This window comes from Bradyrhizobium sp. LeoB3 (assembly GCF_055456055.1).
Map to the genome: position 1 here is coordinate 49991 of NZ_JBVBEF010000001.1, position 21189 is coordinate 71179.

Consider the following 21189-nt stretch of genomic DNA (forward strand, 5'->3'; position numbering starts at 1 on the left):
GTCTCGAATCATCGCATATACACGGCAGCGCCGAGTGGACAACGCCTGAGGGGATGGTTGCCGATGATCGATCGCCCGAAGGGATGCGCCAGCCTTGGCGACCTCCTTGCTGTCCTGGTTTGTCTCTTCGCCCTCTGCGTCTTCGCGCGCGAGGGCGACGCGCGGGAACTGCAGCCGACGGCCATCGTCGGGCCGAGCGGCGAGTTGCCGCTGGACGGATACATGGAATTGTTCGTCGATCCGTCGCGGGCCCTGGACCTGGGGGACGTGCTGAGGGCGAGCGCGCAGTTTCACCCTATTTCAGGCCACGGCATCAATCTCGGCTATACGACGGATGCAGCGTGGCTCAGGATTCGCGTGGGAGCGGGGGAGTGGCAACGTGTCCTCCTGTCGCTGACTCCGAATTTCGTCGATCTGGTCGACGTCTATGTCGCAGCCGACCGTCCCGGCCTCGCTGCCGACGATTTCAAGCACTACGCCACCGGCGATCATCGTCCTTTCTCGGCGGACGATACGCTCTCCGGGCTCGACAACGTGGTTCCGCTGCAATTGCAGCCGGATACCGCGATGCTCGTTTATATCCGGCTGGCCAGCGTCAATTCGTCGCTCAATCTCTCGGCGGTGCTCTACTCTCCCACGGTCCATACGTTCCGTGTGACTATCCAAGGTCTCGTCGCCGGCGCCTGGTTCGGCGGTATGGCCGTCCTGCTGATCATCCAGCTCGTCTTCTTTCATTTCGACCGCAAGCCGTCCTATCCGCTGCTCGCCTTCAGCATCCTCGGCGCGACGCTGGTCTATGTCGGCAATCTCGGCCTGTCCCGCATGCTGCTGTTTCCGAACGGCGGCTACGGCAACGACTACTTCACTGGAGGTGCGGCCTGGCTCGGGCTGCTGGCCAGCTCGCTCGCCACGGCCAGCATTCTCGAATTGCCCCAACGCCTTCCCTGGATGAACCGGATATTTCTCGCCGGAGCCGGCGTGGGTTTTATCGGGATCGTCTTCGTCGGCTGCAACGCCAACCTCATCTTCGCGCCGTTTGGCGGCGTCGTCATTTTGATCTTGGTGACGCTCGCCCTGGTGCTCGCGTTGTTCTGTGCCAACGAGAATGGCGTCGACACGCGGCTGCGCGCCGCAGCCTACTGGGTTCTCTGGTTCGGCGTGGCGGGAACGGTGGTCCAGCGCGCCGGCTTCGTGGAGCTGCCAGACTGGGTTGCGCATACCTATGCGCTGCCGGTCCTCCTGCAAATGGTGTTGCTGTCGGGAGCGGTGGCGGTGCGCCTGCGCTCCGCGGAAGCCATGAACGCCGCCATGAGCACCGAGATGCTGCTCGCCGCGCAGGCCGCGGAACGCCGCGCCGTCGCCATGGTCGAGGAGAAGACCCGGGAGCTCGCCGCAGCCAAGAAGATCGCCGAGGACGCCCTGCGCGCCGAATTGCAGTCGCAAGAGCAACAGGTACGGTTCATGGAGGTGATCTCGCATCAGTATCGCACGCCGCTCGCCACGATCCGCTCCAATATCGACGGCATCGGCCTCAGCTTGCCCGTGGAGGACCAAGCCAATCACGACCGCCTCAAGCGTGTGCGCCGCGGCATCGTACGGCTGATCGAAACGCTCGAGGTGAACCTGACGCGCAGCCGCTTGCAGGGGCCGTCCTTCTCACCGCAACTGGTTCGGACGTCCTTGCAGGAGGTCGTCTTGGCCAGCGCAGCTCGCGCCAACGACCTGCTTCAAGCCGACATTCTGACGGATGCTGCCCCACGAGCGGCGCATGCATCGATTATGGCCGATCCAGAGATGCTCGGCATCGCCATCATCAATCTCCTCGAGAATGCGGTGAAATTCTCTATCCACATGAAGGGGGATCCTGTGATCCTCTCATGCTCGATCGCGGGAGATAGCGGCGTGATCGCTGTCACCGACAAGGGCATTGGCATCCCGCCCGACGAGATCGTCGGAATCATGCGCCGATCGGTGCGCGGCTCCAATGCTCGACATGTCGAGGGCACGGGCATCGGCCTATCGCTCGTCTCCCGCATCGCGGGCGCCCACGGTGGAACGATTGAGATCGACAGCAAGGTCGGTGTCGGCACCACGATCCGAATCATCGTGCCGCTGCCTTCGACCTGATTCGGCGCCGCGACGCCTCAGAAGCGGTTCGATGCAGCTCTCCTGATCACGCTGAACATGTGCCCTGTCGGTCACCCGTTGCAGAAGTTTCGTGGCGTTGCGACGAGGCAACAGGTTTCGTTCCAAGACGTTTCCGCATGTTCCAATGCGTTACAAATCGCTCCAACTCGCTTCTGTTGCACTTACGCCCGCAGCTTTAACCTCCTGCAAGCTCGCAGACAGCTTCTCGCCTGAGAGACGATCGAGCGCCGCGTTGGGGGTTTCGTTCAACAACTCGGCTGTCCACCGCGTACGCGCCAGATGCAACGGACCTCTCCAAGCAGCGGCGCGAAGGTTTCGTACACCCTATTGGTTTCGCGACCGCGGAGATGACCTTGCAGACGATCGCTTATCGGCAAAATTTTTGTCATCGGCCCCTCGTTTTCGGGCATCGCTTGAGTCTCAGCGCCGGCGTCAGCTCGCTGGCGCTCATTCTGGCGCTGCAGCCTGCAGGGGCCCAGACTTATTATCCCGGACAGCGCAACAGCCTGTTCGTCATCCCTGCGCCGGTGAACGGTCGTGCCGCCTATACGGAAGGCTTCATTTGGGAGACATTGTACCAGGCGACCTCCGGTCAGGCGGGGCCGTCTCTCAACGTCATCAATAATTCCTGGATTCTCAACAAAGATCCAACCCAGGTTATCTGGCGGCAGGCGATCGCACCCTCGGTGGTGATCGGCTCCGAGGGCGGCAAAGGTGGTGACGGCCTGAAGCGGGATGCGGAGGCCGCGGCCGGCGGAGCCGGTGGCAACGTTACGGTCGTCCACAATGCGAGCATGGCGCTCAGCACGGCGGAGGCGACCATGCTGACGTCCCTGGTGTCGATCTACTCCCGGGGCGGCAAGGGAGGCGCCGGCGTTGTCGGCGATCTCGACGGTCGGTCCGAGCTTTATGCCTCGGCCGGTGGGGGTGGGGCGGGTGGCGACGTCACGGCGACCGTCCAGAAGGGTATCGACACCCAGGGGGACTATGTCGGAGCGCTTCATGTGATGTCCCGCGGGGGCAATGGCGGTGATCACGGCCGGATCGACGAGGACGAGCCGCAGACGCCCCGTGCTGGCACTGGCGGATACAGCGGTCTCGTTTCGGTGACGCTCGGCAAAGACGCCAAACTCACTACGACCGGCAAGGCCGCAGCGGCGATCGTGGTGGAGTCGATCGGGGGCGACGGCTCCAATTCGGCCAATGCGTACGACACCCGCGGCGGGGTCGCGGGCAACGCCTATGCAGGCTCTGACAGGAGATCGATTCTTTATAGCAATGCTGGCGCGGTCTCGACGGCGGGGGAATTTGCGCCCGGCGTGCTCCTGCAGAGCGTCGGCGGCGCCGGCGGGAAGGGCGGCATCGCGGCGGTATCCGGACGCGGAACGCCGGGCGGTGCCGGTGGCCATGGCGGCAACATCATAGCGCTCCAGACCGGCAGGATCGACACCAAAGGGGCCTACAGCTACGGCATCGTGGCCCAGTCGGTCGGCGGTGCCGGTGGTGCAGGAGGTAACGGTCTGGCATCCGGCGGGGCCGGCGGGGTGGCCGGGAGCGGCGGTAGCATCGACCTGACCGTCGCCGACCAGATCCGCACGGCGGGCAAAGGCGCTACCGCGGTCGTGGCACAATCGGTCGGCGGCGGCAAAGCCGTTCAGGCCTTCCAGTCCGATCTTCTGGCACCGCCGGTCGGTGGAGGCGGTGCGGGCGGGTCGGGTCTATTCCTCTGGCTCAGCAGCGGTGGCGTCGGCGGAACGGGCGGCGATGGCGGCGCAGTGACGGTCAACAACAACGGCGATCTGTGGACCGATGGCGCAGGCGCAGCCGGCATCCTGGCGCAGAGCATCGGCGGAGGCGGTGGAGGTGGTGGCGAGGCCACGGCCTTCGGCCTTGGCTTCGGCGTCTCACGGGGCGGCAGCGGTGGCGGCGGCGGTAATGGCGGCGCCGTCACGGTCAACAGCCGTCGGGGCAGCATCGGCTATTTCCTGGGCGGCATTCATACACGTGGTGCCGATGCTGCCGGCATCATCGCGGAATCCATCGGCGGCGGGGGCGGCTCGGGCGGCGAAGCCGTCACCGTCGTGGGCGGCACCTTGGTCACGTCCGCGACGGCTCTCGGTGGTTCGGGCGGCGATGGCGGCTCCGGCGGCACGGTTCTCATCGACAGCGGCTGGGCCGTTTCCACCTCGGGAGTACGCTCCCATGGCATTGAGTCGATGAGCATTGGTGGCGGCGGAGGCGATGGCGGCGCCTCGTATGCGGCAGCCTATTCCAAGGCAGTCGAGAAGCGGCTGCCCAATATCGCGGTCGCGGTCGCGATCGGCGGCTCGGGTGGCAAGGGTGGCCAGGGCGGCGCCGTCACCGTGACCAATTCCGGGCCCGTGTCGACCAGTGGCAATGATGCCTTCGGCATCATGGGCATGAGCATTGGTGGTGGTGGCGGCGACGGCGGCATTTCCGACGTCAGCGCCACGGCGAGCGGGTCCTCGGTTGTCGGTGTGGCCGTGGGCGTCGGCGTCGGTGGAACCGGGGGCGGCGGCGGTACTGGAGGAGCCGTAACCATCGTCAGTGGCAACAGAGTCACCACGTCCGGAGATCAGTCCATCGGCATTGTCGGCTACAGCATTGGCGGTGGCGGCGGTGCCGGCGGCAGCGCCGACGTGACCGGCACCACGTCCGGTAAGGGTTTCTCGGTCGCCGTGAACGTTGCCGTCGGTGGGAAGGGCGGCAGCGGCAATACCGGCGGCACCGTCAAGATCACCAATAATGGAACGATCGAGACCCAGGGCTATGCGGCGTCCGCGATCCATGCGCTCAGCGCCGGCGGGGGCGGAGGCTATGGCGGCGCCGGGATGGCTAGGTCCGCAGGGTCGGATTCATCGCAGCCCAAACCCAGCGACTCAGCGCGCATCACCGCGGCGGTCAATGTGGGCGTCGGTGGCGCCGGTGGCAGCGGGTCGAATGGAGGACTCGTCGAGGTCACGAACAACACGGCGATCACGACCCGCGGGGTTGATGCCAGGGGCATCCTGGCCCAGAGCATCGGCGGCGGCGGCGGCGTAGGCGGCGCGGGCACGGCGCACAGTGCCAACAACGTGCAGGTCAACGTAGCGGTCGGTGCGACTGGCGGCGGCGCGAGCGACGGCGGCGACGTGGTCGTGAACAACGGCGGGACCGCGGCCACAGCTATCACCACCTACGGCAACGGCGCCTACGGCATCCAGGCGCAGTCGGTCGGCGGCGGTGGCGGCAGCGGAGGCTCGGCCTCTGCCGATGCGGGAGATTCCACGTTGGCTCTGCTTGGCAAGACGCTCGCCGCAAACGGCTTCAAGGCGCTCGCCCAGAAGGTACTGCCCAAATTCTCCGCCAAGCACGGTATCAAGCCGTCCTTCCCGATCTCCGTCGCCGGCAACGATACCGTGGGAGGTACGGGAGGTTCGGGCGGCAACGGCAAGTCCGTCACAGTCACCAACTGGGATGAGATTTCCACCAATGGCCAGGTGGCCACGGCGGTGTTCGCGCAGTCGATCGGCGGTGGCGGCGGCAATGGCGGCGCCTCCACGGTTGGTGGCGGTGCGCTCCTCGCGAACATGAAGATCGCCAGCGGCGGCAGCGGCGGCGTGGGCGGCGATGGCGGCGCCGTCACGGTGACCAATGGATTCAACGGCAAGATCAGCACAGGGGGGGCCTCCTCGTACGGCATTTTTGCTCAATCCATCGGTGGCGGTGGCGGGCAGGCGACCGTCGGCGTGGACCGTTCGGGTTTCTCACTCGATCGGCCCGCGCTGTTGGCCGGCGGTAACGGGTCGCGTGGAAATGGCGGCGCGGTCAAGGTCACCAATGCAGGGAGCATCGTCACCGGCGGCGCGCAATCCCACGGCATTGTCGCCCAGTCCATCGGCGGCGGTGGCGGCCTCGTGGCGCTCAACTCCATGGATGCCTTCGAGGTTCTGAGCCTCAAGACTGCGCTGACCCAGGCCGAGAAAGATACACTGAAGCGTTATGGCCTGGACGTCGACCAAGCCATCAAGGAAGCCGAATCCGCGAAAGCTGCAGCCAAGCCGGGGACCGACACCCTCACCCTTCAACTTGGCGGCACGGGCGGTGCGAACGGCAACGCCGCCGCGGTGACAATCGAACATGCGGGATCCATCACGACGACTGGCGGCAATGCCTTCGGCATCCTCGCGCAGTCCATCGGCGGCGGCGGCGGTTTCATGTCAGACGGATCGGGGCCCGGCATCAACACGCTGAAAGTGTCCGGTCGCCTGGGCGGGTCCGCCAACAGCTTCGGGGACGGCTCCGAGGTTTATGTCAAACTCGGCGCGGGAAGCAGCATCCAGACGACGGGCGTGGGCTCTGTCGGCATCCTCGCGCAGAGCATTGGCGGTGGCGGCGGCTATACCGGTGCCCTCAATTCGGTGGATGCGACCTATGCGAATCTCCTGGCCCAGAGGGATCCGTCATCCGGACGCGGCGGTGGCATCCTGGTTTCGATGGCGAACACTGCTGCCAGGATGTCGATCCAAACACAGGGCAAGAACGCGCATGGCGTCTTCGCGCAGAGCGTCGGCGGCGGTGGCGGCGCGGTCGGCACGGCCGAGGGGATCGTGTTGCCGACGCAGATCGGCGACACGACCAACCGCAACAAGGCAACCCGCGGCGGTGGTCTGATCGAGATCGACCTCAAGGGGTCGATCAGGACGACCGGCGAAAATTCGGTCAGCATCTACGCCCAGAGCGGCGCGCAGGGCGGCGCGGGGCGGGTCGTGGCCGGCACGGGTTCGGACATCAGAGTCAACTTCCAGGGCGTGCTCGCGGGTGGCTCCGGGACCGGTGCTGCGGTCCAGATCGATGGCGGCGGTGCCAATGCGATCGAGTTCCAGGCCGGGTCCGACGTCAGCGCCCGCTCGGGCGTGGCAGTGTTGGCCAGCCACGGCCAGGACCGGCTGGACAACTGGGGGTTGTTATCCGGCGACGTGAATCTTGCCGTCGGCAATATCGGAGAGGTCAACACATTCAACAACCGCCTTGGCGGCACCTATACCAGCTCCGCCCGTGGGATCGTAAATGTTGGAGCCGCAGGGACGTTCCGGAACGAGGGGACCTTCAATATCGGCGGCATCAATGCCATTGCCACCGCGAATGTCATTGGCACTTATGTACAGACCGAGGCCGGCTCGTTGCTGGTGGATGTCAGCCGCACCCCTGCGGGGGCCAAAAACGATCTCGTACAGCTGACGGGCTCGCTTGGCGGCACCATCAAGGTGAACGTCGTGGACGGCCTCATGCCGGGCCGTTTCGCCGTGGCCGAGGTGAGCGGGACCACCAACAACCTCAAAGCGGCCGGGGCGCATGAGCAACTTCAGCCCCTTTAACTGGTCTGTCCAACGCGAGGGAAGCCGGATCTTCATCGACCCCGCCGCGAATATCCGGGCCCCCCAGGGGGTGGATATGACCGCCAGCGAGGATGCCGCCATGGCCTATCTCCAGCGGGCCTGGGAGTCCGGCAGGATCTCGCAGTCCAATGCATCGCTGTTTGGAAAGCTGGCCAATGTCAGCTCAGTGGACGACTATACCCGCTCGATCGACAGCATTACACCTGAGGAGTCGCTTGGCGCGCTGTCCAACCAGACCCTGGGCGCCCTTACATCCATCAAGATGTCGCTCAGTTGTCCGATCTTCACCGGCGCGGGCACGATGATGCAGGAGACCGATTGCGGCTGGGCCCGTGTCACCGGCGCCTGGACCAGGCAGACCGAAAGTGCTGATGCGAGCGGCTATCACCAGAATGCCGAGACCTACCGCGTCGGCGCGCAGCGCGAGATCGCCGACGGCTGGTTTATTGGCGCGACCGCCGGCCTGACGCAGTCCGCTCTGTCTGACAGCGACAGGCTGTCGAGGACGAACGGCGTCGCTGGCGACGTTGCGGTCTCGCTGAAGCATCAGATCGGCCCATGGCTGCTCGCGATGTCCGGCCACATGGGTTACGGTACGTTCGAGACGCAACGGCTTCTCGACGTCGGACCGAGCGTCTGGCTCGCGAACGGCACCTCGCACATTTGGACGGCCGCCGCCCGCGTCCGCGCCAGCTACGAGCTGGCTTATTCCAACTGGTACATCAAGCCCTATACCGACCTCGACCTGCTCTACACTGCCATGCCGGGCTATACTGAGCACGGCATGGGGGGCATGGACCTTCATTTCTCGTCCGCACGCCAATGGAATGTGGCAGTGAGCCCATCGCTCGAAATCGGCGGCCGGCTGGACGTCGATCCGCAGGCTTGGCTGCGGCCCTATGCGTCGGTGGGTATGACTTTCTTCGCCAGGGACAGCATGGATATCGGCGTCACCTTCGGCAATGCGGCTGACGCGGGCTTCATCACCCAGGCGAAGCTTCCCGCAACGCTGGTCAATGTTACCGCGGGGCTGCAGATCTTCTCGACGAAGGGCTACGAGCTGCGCACGGAATACTCGGCCGGTTTCAGCAGGAACTATATTAGCCAGGAGGCCAGCCTTCGCCTCGCTGTACCGTTCTAGATTACGACACGGCGGGATTTGGACTCGATGCTGCCAACGTGAAGGGCCAAGCCTGATATCGGCAGGCCGCTGTGGCGTCGATCCGCGACTGCTTAATCAGCGGGTCCCAGGTTCGAGCCCTGGTGCGCCCACCATCGCGAGAAGGCGTCTTATTAATTTGCGGGAGCGGTCGCCGAGAACAAAGCGGATCTCGCGCGACGTTTTTGTGGTCGGACGCGCCACGGCCAAATTGCCGTGCGGCTTCTCGTTTTGTTTCTGTATCTTCACCCCATTCGATACAGCGCGCAGAACCGCTGGCACAGGCCGATCACGTGCTCGTCGTAGGACAGGATATTAGAGCGAGAAAAACGGACAATCTGTTCTGCGCGTTGCCGCAGGGTTAGATTACACTGCGCGACGCACCGATCCTGCTTGCGATAAGGCCGATGCCCATCAGCGCGAGCGCGAGACCCCACACGTTCAATCCAAGCCTCCCGTATCCACCAACTCCCTGCGCCGCAAGCAGCGCAAGGCCGGTGCCGGTCAGGAGGGCGCCGAGCACGTAGCGCCACGCGGGCGCCGGTGCGCCCGCAGTCGCGCGCGGCCGCTCAAAGCGTCCGAATGCTATAACAAGAGGAATAAGCGCCATCGCATTCGCTGCGAGCCACGGGAACCGCGACCTCCACCACTCGGAGCTTCCCGGCTCAAGCCGTAGACCGAAGCCGCCGGCGAGATAGGCTGCGAGGATCACAAGGGTGGTGGCCGTCAAGTGCCAGATAAACAGCGTCATGATGTTGCCATTCATCGCCACGGTTGCCGTCCACGCTATGCGGCCAGCCAGCCAGCGGCGCGCGGGTACCTGCGCGGCAAGCAGCAACCCGCCCTGCATGATTGCGAGCGCTATCAGCGTGACCTTCGGCGGTGTCGTGGTGCTGACCGGATCGCCGGGGACGCCAATCATCGAGACAGGGTAAGGCCCGATGTGTACCAGCAAAAGTAGCACGGCAAAGCCCAAAGCGGCGCCGACTAGCAGTGTCCTGAGCTCGGAAAATCTCTCGTCGAGCCACGCATAACCGAGCATGGAGATTGCACCCCAGACGAACAGATAGTTCGCGAAGCCAAGCCAGCGCAAACCGACGGCAAAGTACATGACATCGACAGCAACTGCAGCGGCTGTCAAAGCCCAGAACGATCCCATACCAAATCGGGCCCATGCAGCCTCCGTGGCCGGCACGAGCAGAACAATTCCGATGTACACCGCGAGGAACCAGATTGGTATGAACGCAGCCTGCGAGCCATAGCTGATCAGCTCCGGCCGCACGCCGCGGGCGTACTCAATTGCAACGATCGCCACCCAAACCGTGAGCAGTGGGAGGATTGGCCACACGAGACGCCGCAACCGGCCTTCAAGCCAGGCTGCATATGATTTGTCGTCCCGTCGCGCGGCACGCCAACTGATGCCGTTCGCGTATCCGCCGACCATGAAGAAGATCGGCATGACCTGCACGACCCATGTGAGCCAAGCGGTCCAAGGAACGACCGTCAGGATATGGGATGTCTTCAACGTGTCGGTTGCGTCGAAATAGGGCGCGGCGGCCAGCCAGTGCCCGACAATCACCACCAGCATCGACATAGCTCGCAGGAAGTCGACGTAGCGGTTTCGGGACGCGGGCGTCCGGTCAGCAAGCTCGGCAGCACGGGACCAAGCCGCCATGATCATTCTCCAACCTGCCGTCCAGCCTGTGTGACCAAGTCAACATGAGCAAGTCAACTGATTGGCGCTCGTGAGCATCCTCCGCGACCTTAGCTCGATCGAACCGGGTTGCAAACGCGGACGGTCCGGAGCTCTCTCGACGTTTGCTGCTTGGATGCATAGTGCATCGCGGCTGCGGGACCGTAAGCCTGAAATCGCCGAATAAGCACTACGGTCAAATTGGTGGCATGGACCACTGATTGTGGGCCAATGCCGCCAATTTGAAGTTCCCTGCAGCATTTGCCGCAAGCTCGTTCAGGAACTTCAAATCAGAAAACGGCATTAGAATCATGAATTTGTTGACGCACGTTACTTCCGAGGTTCGTCTCAAAATTGTTTTCGTGTTTTACGAACTTCGGAAATGAGGCACTGGCCGCACTTGCCGATAGCCAATGGAAAGCCGACACTTCCAGAGGCCTGACCGGCCGAGGCGCAGTATCTACCGGCCGTCGGGAGGAGTGCCATGGAGCGCATCTGGCTCAAGCACTACCCGCCGGGGGTTTCGGCGGAGATCGACCCGTCGCGATACGCATCGCTCGTTGCGATGCTCGAAGAAAGTTTTGCCAAATATCGCGAGCGCACCGCCTTCATCTGCATGGACAAGGGGCTGACCTACGGCGAGATCGACGAGATGTCGCGCGCTTTCGGGGCCTGGCTGCAGGGCAGAGGCCTCGCGAAGGGTGCACGCGTCGCCATCATGATGCCGAACGTGCTGCAGTATCCGGTGGCGATCTGCGCCGTCCTTCGTGCCGGCTTCACCGTGGTGAACATCAACCCCTTGTACACGGCGCATGAGCTCGAGACTCAGCTCAAGGATGCCGGCGCCGAAGCCATCATCGTGCTTGAGAACTTCGCGCATGCCCTGCAGCAGGCAATCGACAAGACCAGCATTAAACACGTCGTCGTTGCCTCCATGGGCGACCTCCTGGGCTTGATGAAAGGCACGATCGTCAATCTGGTGGTACGGTGGGTGAAGAAGATGGTGCCGGCCTACTCGCTGCCGGGCGCAACGCCGTTCAATGCGGCCCTCGCGGCCGGCAAGAACATGACGTTGACCAAGCCGCAGCTCGGATCCGACGATCTCGCATTCCTGCAATACACCGGCGGGACGACGGGCATCGCCAAAGGCGCGATGCTGTTGCATCGCAACGTCGTCGCCAACATGCTGCAGATCGACGAATGGCTGAAGCCGGTATTGGAGAACGAGCCGAAGGTCGATCGTCTGACCGTCATGGCGGCGCTGCCGCTCTATCACATCTTCGCGTTGACGGCATGTTTCCTGCTCAGCGTCCGTACCGGCGGCCAAAACATTCTCATCCCAAACCCGCGCGATATTCCCAGCCTCATTCAGGAGCTTGCCAAGTACAAGGTCAACCATTTTCCGGCGGTGAACACGCTTTACAACGCGCTGCTCAATCATCCGGATTTCGGCAAGATCGACTGGAGCATGCTCAAGTGCGCTGTCGGCGGCGGCATGGCGGTGCAGAAATCAGTGGCGGACCGTTGGTTCAGGACCACGGGCTCGCCGCTGTGGGAAGGTTATGGCCTGTCGGAGACGTCGCCGGTCTTGACCTGCAATCCGCCGACCGCTCCCGAATGGGACGGCACCATCGGGCTGCCGATGCCGTCAACGGACATCTCGATTCGCGACGACGACAACAACGAGGTGCCGCTTGGGGAGCCGGGCGAGATCTGCGCGCGCGGCCCGCAGGTGATGCCGGGCTACTGGAACCGTCCGGATGAGACAGCCAACGTCTTTACTCCCGACGGCTTCTTCCTCACTGGCGATATCGGCATCATGGACGAGACCGGCCGGACTCGGATCGTCGATCGCAAGAAGGACATGATCACGGTGTCCGGGTTCAAGGTCTATCCGAGCGAGGTCGAGGCGGTGGTGTCGAGCCACCCGGGAGTGCTCGAATGCGGAGTGATCGGCATCCCTGATCCGCGCTCCGGCGATGCGGTGAAGCTGTTCGTCGTCAAGAAGGATCCAAACCTCACCGAAGCGGCCCTGATCGCCTACTGCCGAACGCGGCTCACACCCTACAAGGTGCCGCGGCTGGTGGAGTTCAGGACCGAGCTGCCGAAGACCAATGTCGGCAAGATCTTGCGCCGGCAGTTGCGCGACGAGTCGGCAGGCTTCACTACCGTCGGCTTCCCTGGCTAACCTCCCGTTTGGCAGCGCCAGCTTCGATCCTGCGCCTGCAGGGGGTTGCAGGTGCGTAGCGCGACGCGCAGCATCGGGCATTCCGCCGACAACAAATGGTTCACCCGGCTTGTGTTTGCTGCCGCCATCGTCGAGGCGGTGGAGAAACTCGACCTCACTTACCCGATGATCGATCCTGAGAAGAGAATGGAGTTGCAAACGATACGCGCGGCCCTGAGCCGCGAGAAATGGGGACAGTCCCATATCGAGCAATCTCGTCGGGCACCTTCGCTCCGCGATCCGCCCTCAGTCTCGGTTCAGATCAGCTTCCCCATCGCTACGGCGGTATCCGCCATGCGGCACGAGAATCCCCACTCGTTATCGTACCATGACATCACGCGTACCAGCGTGCCATCCATGACCTTCGTCTGATCCATGTGGAAGACGGAGCTGTGCGGATCGTGGTTGAAGTCGATGGAAACATTTGGATCGTTGGTATAGCCGAGAATCCCGTTGAGCTGCTGGTCGGCGGCGCGCTTGATCGCGGCGTTCACCTCGTCCTTCGATGTCGCCTTCTTGGCGACGAATTTGAAATCGACCACCGAGACATTCGGCACCGGGACACGAATGGCGACACCGTCGAGCTTGCCGTTCAGTTCCGGTAGCACGAGGCCGACCGCCTTTGCCGCGCCTGTTGATGTCGGGATCATCGACATCGCCGCCGCTCGCGCGCGGTACAAGTCTCTGTGCAATGTATCCAGCGTCGGCTGGTCGCCAGTATAGGCATGGATCGTTGTCATGAAGCCCCTTTCGATCCCGATCGCATCGTTGAGCACCTTGGCAACCGGCGCCAGACAGTTGGTCGTGCATGAGGCGGCGGAGACGATCTTGTGCTCCTTCGACAGCCCGTCGTGATTGACGCCGTAAACCACCGTGAGATCGGCGCCGTCGGCCGGCGCCGAGACAAGGACGGCCTTTGCACCTGCTTTGAGATGAGCGGAAGCTTTGCTTTTTGAGTTGAAGACGCCCGTGCATTCGAGCGCAATGTCAACGCCCAGGTCCTTCCATGGCAGGTCCGAGGGATCCTTGATCGCGGTGACCTTGACTTTGCCGTTGCCGACGCTGATGGCGTCGCCTTCGACCTTGACTTGCCCCGGGAAGCGGCCGTGTACGGAATCATATCGTAGAAGGTGCGCGTTGGTCTCCACGGGCCCGAGATCATTGATAGCGACCACCTCGATATCCTTGCGGCCCTCCTCGATGATGGCGCGGAGAATGTTACGGCCGATGCGGCCGAATCCGTTGATGGCGACGCGAACGGTCATTTTCGGCTCCCTTCTTGGCACTACGCTCCGACACTGTTTCCTGTCGGGATAGGGACGATACTAGTTTCGATGATTTCAGACAGTGGGCATTGTCGTGCGGACGGCCCTATGCGACTGCCTGCCTCCTTTTGATCCGGACACTTGGCCCCGGGGCATGATGGAACTCGCTTTAGGCGTGTCTGCTGGCCGTATGAGTTCTGACGCTTCAAGGTCGATTATCAGCGTGGCGCCCGTCTGCGGCTCTACTGTGGGCTATCCGAGATGGCCTGTATAATGGCATTTAATCGGGCTCGCGATTGATGGTTCCTTGCAGCGAACCAAATCAAATGCACGGAAAGCGGAATGGCAGCCTTCGTCTCGATCGCCCCACTCGCTCTGATCGTTCTTCTCATGGCCGTATTGCGGTGGTCGGCGGCCAGCGCGGGACTGGTCGGACTCGTGGCGGCCGCGGCTGGCGCAATCGGATTCTTTGGCTTCGGAACGCGCATCTACGCTGAGCAGGGCATCGCCGGAGTGCTCATCGGAACCGGTGCGGAGGCAGCTTTCTCGGCCGCTGACATCGTGTGGATCATCCTGCCGGCTCTGTCCCTCTATGAGCTGCAGCAGCGCTCAGGCGCGATCGATGCCATCCGCAGGGGATTGATGAGTTTGTCCTCGGACGAGACCCTGCTTGCCCTCGTCATCGCCTGGTTCTTTGCGTCGTTCATGGAAGGAGCGGCGGGGTTCGGCACACCTATCGCCCTGGCTGCGCCTCTTCTGGTCAGTCTCGGCTACACACCCGTCGTGGCGGTCGCTTTGCCGCTCATTGGTCATGTCACAGGCACTTCGTTTGGCGCGCTCGGCACTCCGATCTTGGCGCAGGCCGACGTGTCAGGCATCAGCGGCAGCAGCATCGCCCCGCCGACGGCCTTGCTGCATGCCAGCCTGGCGCCATTGCTGGTGCTTTCGATCGTGTTCATCGCGAGCAAAGCGCGATTCCAGGTGAAATACGCGGCATGGGCCATCGTCGCCGCTATTTGTTTTCTGCTGCCGTACCTGGCCTTGGCCATGTGGGTAGGACCAGAGCTGCCGACGATCGGCGGAGCGCTGGCCGGCGGATTGGCATTTGCTTTTGTCCTCAGACGGATGCATCCGCAGCAAGCTGAAACTCTGGATGCGAGATCGCTTGCCATTGCTGCTCTACCATATGCCGTGCTGGTCGGCTTGATCCTCGTGACGCGTCTCGTTCCGCAGATCCGCGATCCGCTCCGGCAGATTGTGCTCGAATGGGGGTTGCCCGGACCGTTCAGCGGACGCGTCGAGCTCCTTTATCATCCCGGGACCATGCTGCTCGCAGGATTTCTGTTCGGCGGGCTCTTGCAGGGATGCAAGATTGCCGATCTGGCCGGTGCCGTCACTGCTGCCATCCGTCGACTGGTTCCCGTCGCCGCTGCCTTATTCTCGATGCTCGCGATAGCGCGACTGATGGTCCATGCGGGCATGATAGAGACACTGGCGGAAACGGCTACACGGACCGGTCAGGCGTGGCCGCTGCTTGCGCCTTCAGTTGGGGCAATCGGCTCCTTCATCACGGGATCGACAACCGTCTCCAACATCCTCCTGACGGATCTTCAGCAGGCAGCCGCTGCCGGGCTCGGCTTGCCGATGTTGGCACTGATCGCCGCCCAGGGATTCGGAGCTGCCGTCGGCAATTGTGCGGCGCTGCACAACATCATCACGGGCGCTGCCACGGTCGGCCTGCAAGGACGTGAAGGCGATATTCTGAGGAAGACGGGACCAGTTTGTCTTGGATACCTTGCGCTCGGAGGCGTTCTTGCGCTGACGTTCGCGCGATGGTTCCCGTTTTAGAAGTGGCCGCGTTGTTCCATCAGATGGCAGCGGCTGGACTGATTCCCGCCGTCATGTAAGGTTGCATCTGGATTGGACCGCATAAGCTCATCGGAGCTATGAACCCGTGCTCAGACCCGGCAGGCCATCATGAACATTGTCGTGTTCGAAACCGAGGAATGGGAGCGACAAGCCTTCCTGCGCCTTGAGCCAAGCCATCGCGTGCGCTGCGTTGCTGAGCCGCTGGACCAACGGAACGCGGCTGACTTCTCTGAGGCCGAAGTTGCCAGCCCATTCATCAATTCGCGGTTTGACGCAGCAGCCCTCGCACAGTTCCCAAGGCTAAAGCTGATAGCGACGCGATCGACGGGATACGATCACATCGATCTCAGCTACTGCGCCGCACACGGCATCATCGTGTCGAACGTGCCTGACTATGGCGATTCCACCGTGGCCGAGCACGTCTTCGCTCTGCTGTTGGCAGTTGCGCGCAATCTCGTGGAGTCGGTGGAGCGGACGCGGCGCGGGCGGTTCACGCAGACCGGGCTACGCGGCTTTGAGCTCCGCGACGGGACAATCGGCGTCATCGGCACCGGCCGGATCGGGATTCGCGTGATCGAAATCGCACGCGGCTTCGGCATGAATGTTCTTGCTTACGACCTCCGACCGGACGAAGCGGCCGCCGTCCGGCTCAAGTTTTCCTACGCGAGCCTCGACAAACTGTTGTCGGATTCGGACGTCGTGACGCTGCACGTGCCTGCAACGTCCGGCACGGCCAGCATGCTCTCGGATCGCGAGTTCGCCCGCATGAAGCCGGATGCAATCCTGATCAATACGGCACGCGGCCATATCGTTGACGTTGAAGCGCTGGTGCGGGCGCTGGCTAACGGCAGGCTCCGCGGCGCCGGCCTCGACGTTCTGCCGCAGGAGCCCCTGATCCGCGAGGAGGCGGCGATCTTCCACCAGGACGCAGTTCGGGACGCCGATGATTTCAAGGCACTGGTTGCGAACCATGTGTTGCTGCGCTTTCCCAATGTGGTGGTGACGCCGCACAATGCGTACAACACCGAGTCGGCGCTGCAGCGCATCACCGCGACGACGCTTGCCAATATCGAGGCGTTTGCGCGCGGGACGCCGCAGAACGTCGTGTCCGCGCATTGAAAGTTCGCGGCGCCGCGAGTGCTCGCGCGATCAGGACGCACGGTGAAGCGGCACGCTGGTTCGCTCGCCCGGGTAGAGAACGAAATGCCGTTCGTCGACCGCGATGGAGATTGCGTCCGCTCCACTTGGATCGCTCGCCAGCGTCAGCGAATCCTGGGTTATATCCACGCTGAGCGAGTGCTGGCGGTAGCGGAGCCGAAATGCAAGCCGGCGCAGTTCATCCGGTAATGCCGGGTGAAAATGCAGTTCTTCGCCGCGCAGCTCCAGCCCGGTGAAGCAGCGTTGCAACAGGTCGATCGTGCCGGACATGGCGCCGAGATGAATGCCTTCGCGCGTGGTCCCGCCTTGAACGTCGCTAATGTCACTTTGCAGAGCCTCCGTGAAAAGTGACCAGGAGCGTTGCCGGCAGGAGCGCGCCAAGACCCAGGCATGCACGAGGGCGCTCAGGGTGGAGCCGTGCGAGCTGCGCCGCAGATAGTAGTCGATGGTTCTGGGGATCGTGGCAGGATTGAAGGTGTAACCAAGGCGGTTGAAGAGCTCCGCCAGTTCTTCTGCGGAAAACAGATAGAACAACATCAGCGCATCGGCCTGCTTGGAGAGCTTGTAGCGATTGGGCGAGTCGCTCTCCGCCTCGAGGATCAGGTCGAGCCGCATGATATTCGGGTATTTGCGGCGATAGGCGTCCCAGTCGAATTCCTGTAGCAGCTCATAGCCTTCAAACTGGCTGAGAATGCCGTCATCGTGGAATGGCAGGTACAACTTGCAACTGACATGCTCCCAATGTGCGAGTTCCTCCTGCTCGATCCGCAGGTTCTGGCACAATTCGTGACAGCGTTCCTTTGGCAGCAGCTCAAAGAGGTCGAGCGCGCGGGCAATGCACCAGACGGCCATGACATTGGTGTACGCGTTATTGTCCAGGCCTGCCTCATCCCGATCCGGATAGCCGTCATGGAATTCGTCCGGCCCCATCACGCCGCGGATATCATAGCGGTCGCGTGCTTCGTTCCACTGCGCAAGACTGGCCCAGAAGCGGGCAATCTCGAACATCAGCTCGGCGCCGAAGGAGTAAAGAAACTCGGCATCGCCAGTGGCTTGATAGTACTGCCAGACATTATAGGCGACGGCCGCGCCGATATGGCGCTGCAGATGTGTGTCGTCTTTGATCCAGTTGCCGGAACGCGGGTTGAAGTACATCACGTCGGTTTCTTCGCGTCCATCGCTACCGCTCTGCCATGGGTACATCGCGCCGCGGAAGCCGGCTTGCCGCGCGGCCCAGCGCGCCTCATCGAGGCGCCGGTAGCGGTAGAGCAGCAAGGCACGCGCGAGGATCGGAAAATGCAGGTTCAGCAGCGGGAAGATGAACAGCTCGTCCCAGAAGATGTGGCCACGGTAGCCCTCGCCATGCCAGCCGCGGGCGGGGATGCCAGCATCCAGTTCCATGCTGTGGCTGGAAGCTGTCTGGAGCAGATGGAAGAGATGCAGACGCACGGCCAAATGCGTCTCATCCGCTTCGTCGCTGGCGATATCGAGCAGATCCAGGTCGCAGCGCTCCCACAAATGTCCCCAGACACGCTGATGGGTTTGCAGAAGTGCATCAAAGCTGTCGGCGCGTGCGATGGCCGTGCGCGCTGCGGTTTCCGGATCGGCGATGGCGCGGTCCCTGGAGGTATAGAGCGCGACAATCTTCTCGATCTCGATGCCGGCGCCCGGCACGGCATCAAGGGCGATGTCATAGCCGACACGCGCCGCTTCCTCGATCGGGTGCTTGTGCACGGCGGCATCAAGCCCGCGCGCACGTACGTCCAACCGTGCGGCCTGTGCGATCCGTAGCTGCGACTGCGTCATCTCCACCTGAAGCAGCATGGAGCAAGGCGCGAAGGCGGCGGCTTCGCACACACGCAGATTCCGGCTTTCAAACGCTTTGTATCTCGGCACGCCGGTATTGGCGACGTCGCCGTCCAGCATGGCGCGCACGGTGAGCCGGCCGGACCAATTCCGCGAGGTGACGGTGACATGCTGGCCGGCGAGGTGCTTGCTGTCCATGTGCACGAAGCGGCGCTCAGTGAGGTTGATTTCCCGCCCCAGCGGGTCGCGTACCCGCAAACTCCGCAAATACAGACCGTGGCGCAGATCGAGCGTTTGCCGATACTCGAGCACTTCGACGCGACGCAGGTCGAACCAGTCTCCGTCGTCGATCCGGAAGGTCAGTGGCAGCCAGTTGGGGAGGTTGACCAGGTCCTCGTTCTCGATCGGGCGACCATCGATCACGGTGGTGAGCCGGTTGTAGCCGCCGGCGAGATACGTGCCGGGATAATACAGATCATCAGCGCGCGCTTCGGCGGCGGCTCCGCGGGTCACGAAGTATCCGTTGCCAACGGCGAACAGGGTTTCGCGACGTCCTTCCAGGGCAGGATCGAACCCCTCATGGACAAACAGCCAAGGGTCCGGCCGAGCGCGGGCCGCGGGATGGCGGGTCTCGGTTCCTTGTTGCGCGATGAACGGGTCAAGCCGATGCACGTCGGGCTTGGCGACAAGCGGGCGCGGCGTCACTCGATCGTCCAATTCCAAATCGATCTGGTTGAGGTCGGCGACGACGATATCGGCACCGGCGTTCTTCAGGTCCGCACCATGGCCGCCCCGGTCGATGCCGATGACGAGGCCGAAACCGCCGGCTCGTCCCGCTGCCACGCCGGCGATCGCGTCCTCGATGACGACCGTGCGATCGGGCAAGCTCCCGAGGCGCTGCGCCGCCGCAAGAAAAGTGTCGGGCGCTGGCTTGCCCGGGAGCCCCAGGGTCGCGGCATCGCGTCCATCGATGCGAGCGTCGAACAGATGATCGAGCCGCGCAGTTTGCAGAATCTCCTGGCAATTGCGGCTCGCCGAAACCACCGCCGTCTTCAGGCCGAGCGCGCGCAGACGCCGAATCAGGGCCACCGTGGAAGGATAGACGTCGACCCCTTTGCCGCGCATCCTCTCCAGGAACAGTCCGTCCTTTCGCACGGCGAGGCCCTGGATGGTTTCGACCTCGGGACCATCGCGCTCATCGCCTTCCGCGAGGCCCACGCCGCGCGCGGCCAGGAAGGCACGAATGGCCTCTTCGCGCGGACGCCCGTCGATGTACTTGCGGTAGTCGTCAAGCGTGAATGGCGCGAAGGCAACGCCGGTGCGACGGGTGTACCCTTCGAAAAAAACATCGAAGGTTTGCGTCCAAGCCTGGAAATGGATGCGCGCGGTATCTGTCACCACGCCATCGAGATCGAAGGCGACGGCATCAAATCGCGACGGAACAAGACCGGCTTTGCGAGACATGCCTCGGCTCACGGAGTTATTGCGACGTACGCCAGCATTGATTTCAAATTAAACGGAGTGGCTCGGCTCCACATACAAGGCAGCGCCGAGGAGGCCCGCATGAGGACGTAAGATCTGGTCGATCGGTATCCCGTCCAGATACGAGTTGAACCGTCCCTTTGCAGTGAAAGCCTGCTTGAGCGCTTCGACATCCCAGAGTGGCCGCAGTCCGCGGCACAGTCCGCCAGTAATGACGACCCCGCCGCTGGTCAAAAGGGTCAGGGCGAGATTGCCGGCGGTCGCACCGAGGATGGACGAGAAGATCCTTATCGCCTCACAGCAAGTAGGGCACTGGTTCGCTGCGGCGCGGGCCGAAACGTCTCTGGGATCCTGCAGATCGATGATCTGCCCATTCATCTTGGCCAGAGTTGTCGCAATCGCCAATAACCCCTTTCCGGACAGCAACTGTTCGGCTGACACATGCGGATAGTGCCTGTGGAGATGCGACAGGATCTCGACTTGGACACTGTCCGCCGGAGCGAATGTGGCATGCCCGGCTTCACTCGGGAGTCCGACAAGTGTTCCCGCATTATTCAGCAGAAAGGCAACACCGAGGCCGGTGCCGGGGCCAATAACGAGGGAAGGCTGGCTTGGATCACGTGTTCCCGCTTTTACGGAACAGATCTCATCGGGTTGCAGTGCGGCAACGGACAACGCCTGGGCGAGAAGATCATTGATCACGATTAACTTGCGCAAGCCGAGCCGCCGCCGCACATCCGCTATCGAGAAATGCCAGGAGCTGTTGCTGAAGGTCACCTCATCGCCCAGGACGGGGCCCGCCACAGCGAGCACCGCCTCTTCCAGCATCGGGACGCCGGACAGATAGTCCTCCACCGCCTCGACAAGGCCGGGATAGTGGGCGACCGGTAGCTTGCGCGCATTCGATGGATGCGAACCAGGCTCTGCAATCGCAAACCTTGCGTTGGTGCCGCCAATGTCTCCGACCAGCCGCATGGCGTTCA

At 63.0% G+C, this 21189-nt stretch carries 10 protein-coding genes; 6 read left to right on the forward strand and 4 right to left on the reverse strand.

Features of this window, described 5'->3' with window-relative positions; genetic code table 11:
• The first annotated feature begins 63 nt into the window (after positions 1–63).
• The 3 genes from ACZXDY_RS00225 to ACZXDY_RS00235 all read left to right on the forward strand — a co-directional run bounded on the left by ACZXDY_RS00225 (position 64) and on the right by ACZXDY_RS00235 (position 8688).
• Positions 64–2127: a sensor histidine kinase gene (locus ACZXDY_RS00225; RefSeq protein WP_464344006.1), complete on the forward strand. Its 2064-nt coding sequence runs from the start codon at positions 64–66 to the stop codon at positions 2125–2127.
• A gap of 434 nt (positions 2128–2561) precedes the next feature.
• Positions 2562–7526, forward strand: a complete 4965-nt coding sequence (locus ACZXDY_RS00230) for a beta strand repeat-containing protein (RefSeq protein ID WP_464344007.1) — start codon at positions 2562–2564, stop codon at positions 7524–7526.
• 76 nt (positions 7527–7602) lie between these two features.
• On the forward strand, positions 7603–8688 hold the full coding sequence (locus ACZXDY_RS00235) for an autotransporter outer membrane beta-barrel domain-containing protein (RefSeq protein ID WP_464344008.1): 1086 nt from the start codon (positions 7603–7605) through the stop codon (positions 8686–8688).
• A gap of 379 nt (positions 8689–9067) precedes the next feature.
• Here ACZXDY_RS00235 and ACZXDY_RS00240 read toward each other — a convergent pair whose 3' ends face one another.
• Entirely contained in the window at positions 9068–10381 is a 1314-nt protein-coding gene (locus ACZXDY_RS00240; protein ID WP_464344009.1) for an acyltransferase family protein, read from the reverse strand.
• Positions 10382–10883: 502 nt separating this feature from the next.
• Here ACZXDY_RS00240 and ACZXDY_RS00245 point away from each other — a divergent pair.
• Positions 10884–12587: a long-chain-fatty-acid--CoA ligase gene (locus ACZXDY_RS00245; protein ID WP_464344010.1), complete on the forward strand. Its 1704-nt coding sequence runs from the start codon at positions 10884–10886 to the stop codon at positions 12585–12587.
• A gap of 296 nt (positions 12588–12883) precedes the next feature.
• Here the strand turns inward: ACZXDY_RS00245 and gap are convergent, their stop codons facing one another.
• Positions 12884–13891, reverse strand: coding sequence for a type I glyceraldehyde-3-phosphate dehydrogenase (gap, locus tag ACZXDY_RS00250; protein ID WP_464344011.1), 1008 nt, complete (start codon positions 13889–13891; stop codon positions 12884–12886).
• A 342-nt stretch (positions 13892–14233) separates the two neighbouring features.
• Between gap and ACZXDY_RS00255 the strand changes: the two genes are divergently transcribed.
• The gene (locus tag ACZXDY_RS00255; protein ID WP_464344012.1) at positions 14234–15739 is read left to right on the forward strand and encodes an L-lactate permease; all 1506 of its coding nucleotides are present in this window, start codon (positions 14234–14236) and stop codon (positions 15737–15739) included.
• Between the two features lie 129 nt (positions 15740–15868).
• Complete coding sequence (locus tag ACZXDY_RS00260) at positions 15869–16879, forward strand: hydroxyacid dehydrogenase (RefSeq protein ID WP_464344013.1); 1011 nt, start codon at positions 15869–15871, stop codon at positions 16877–16879.
• Between the two features lie 30 nt (positions 16880–16909).
• Here the strand turns inward: ACZXDY_RS00260 and ACZXDY_RS00265 are convergent, their stop codons facing one another.
• Positions 16910–20188, reverse strand: a complete 3279-nt coding sequence (locus ACZXDY_RS00265) for an HAD-IA family hydrolase (protein ID WP_464344014.1) — start codon at positions 20186–20188, stop codon at positions 16910–16912.
• 48 nt (positions 20189–20236) lie between these two features.
• The gene (glk, locus tag ACZXDY_RS00270) at positions 20237–21181 is read right to left on the reverse strand and encodes a glucokinase (protein ID WP_464344015.1); all 945 of its coding nucleotides are present in this window, start codon (positions 21179–21181) and stop codon (positions 20237–20239) included.
• Between the last annotated feature and the right edge of the window lie 8 nt (positions 21182–21189).

Excerpts from the sequence above, each read along its gene's own strand:
- ACZXDY_RS00225 (WP_464344006.1), top strand. The coding sequence starts at position 64 with ATGATCGATCGCCCGAAGGGATGCGCCAGCCTTGGCGACCTCCTTGCT.
- ACZXDY_RS00235 (WP_464344008.1), top strand. The coding sequence starts at position 7,603 with ATGACCGCCAGCGAGGATGCCGCCATGGCCTATCTCCAGCGGGCCTGG.
- ACZXDY_RS00240 (WP_464344009.1), bottom strand. The coding sequence starts at position 10,381 with ATGGCGGCTTGGTCCCGTGCTGCCGAGCTTGCTGACCGGACGCCCGCG.
- ACZXDY_RS00245 (WP_464344010.1), top strand. The coding sequence starts at position 10,884 with ATGGAGCGCATCTGGCTCAAGCACTACCCGCCGGGGGTTTCGGCGGAG.
- gap (WP_464344011.1), bottom strand. The coding sequence starts at position 13,891 with ATGACCGTTCGCGTCGCCATCAACGGATTCGGCCGCATCGGCCGTAAC.
- ACZXDY_RS00255 (WP_464344012.1), top strand. The coding sequence starts at position 14,234 with ATGGCAGCCTTCGTCTCGATCGCCCCACTCGCTCTGATCGTTCTTCTC.
- ACZXDY_RS00260 (WP_464344013.1), top strand. The coding sequence starts at position 15,869 with ATGAACATTGTCGTGTTCGAAACCGAGGAATGGGAGCGACAAGCCTTC.
- ACZXDY_RS00265 (WP_464344014.1), bottom strand. The coding sequence starts at position 20,188 with ATGTCTCGCAAAGCCGGTCTTGTTCCGTCGCGATTTGATGCCGTCGCC.
- glk (WP_464344015.1), bottom strand. The coding sequence starts at position 21,181 with ATGCGGCTGGTCGGAGACATTGGCGGCACCAACGCAAGGTTTGCGATT.